At 52.3% G+C, this 876-nt stretch carries 1 rRNA gene; it reads right to left on the bottom strand.

From position 1 onward, the window contains the following. Nucleotides 1-876: ribosomal RNA gene (locus BQ2633_RS00030) — 23S ribosomal RNA — on the bottom strand; the annotation flags it as partial.

Genomic DNA, 876 nt, shown 5'->3' with positions numbered 1-876 from the left:
GATATCCCACGGCTTCGGCAATAGACTTTATACCCGATTATTATCCATGCACAGTCCCTCGACTAGTGAGCTGTTACGCACTCTTTGAATGAATGGCTGCTTCCAAGCCAACATCCTAGCTGTCACGGGGACCACACTTCGTTAGTTTAACTTAGCCTATATTTCGGGGCCTTAGCCGGTGGTCAGGATTCTTCTCCTCTCGGGCGTGGACCTTAGCACCCACGCCCTCACTCCCGGGCTTAGCCTGTGTGCATTCGGAGTTTGTCTGGACTTGATAGGCGGTGAAGCCCTCGCATCCAATCAGTCGCTCTACCTCACACAGGGAACGCCCGAGGCTGCACCTAAATGCATTTCGGGGAGTACGAGCTATCTCCAAGTTTGATTGGCCTTTCACTCCTACCCTCACCTCATCCAGAAGCTTTTCAACGCTTATTGGTTCGGTCCTCCATCCCGTGTTACCGGGACTTCAACCTGGACAAGGGTAGATCACTTGGTTTCGCGTCTACCACCGCCGACTATGCGCCCTATTCAGACTCGCTTTCGCTTCGGCTTACGTGCTTCATAGCACTTAACCTTGCCGACGACGGTAACTCGTAGGTTCATTATGCAAAAGGCACGCCGTCACACCATAAGGTGCTCCGACCGCTTGTAGGCGTACGGTTTCAGGAACTTTTTCACTCCTCTAAAAGAGGTGCTTTTCACCTTTCCCTCACGGTACTGGTTCGCTATCGGTCTCTTACGAGTATTTAGCCTTGGCGGATGGGCCCGCCGGATTCAGACAGGATTTCACGTGTCCCGCCCTACTCAGGATACCACTATGCTTCATACGATTGTCGAGTACGAGACTGTCACTCTCTATGGTCGCTCTTTCCAAAG

Source organism: Ihuprevotella massiliensis (genome assembly GCA_900095835.1).
GTDB lineage: Bacteria > Bacteroidota > Bacteroidia > Bacteroidales > Bacteroidaceae > Alloprevotella > Alloprevotella massiliensis.
Note: the sequence above shows the minus strand (reverse complement) of the source record. Positions and strands in the feature narration are given on the sequence as shown.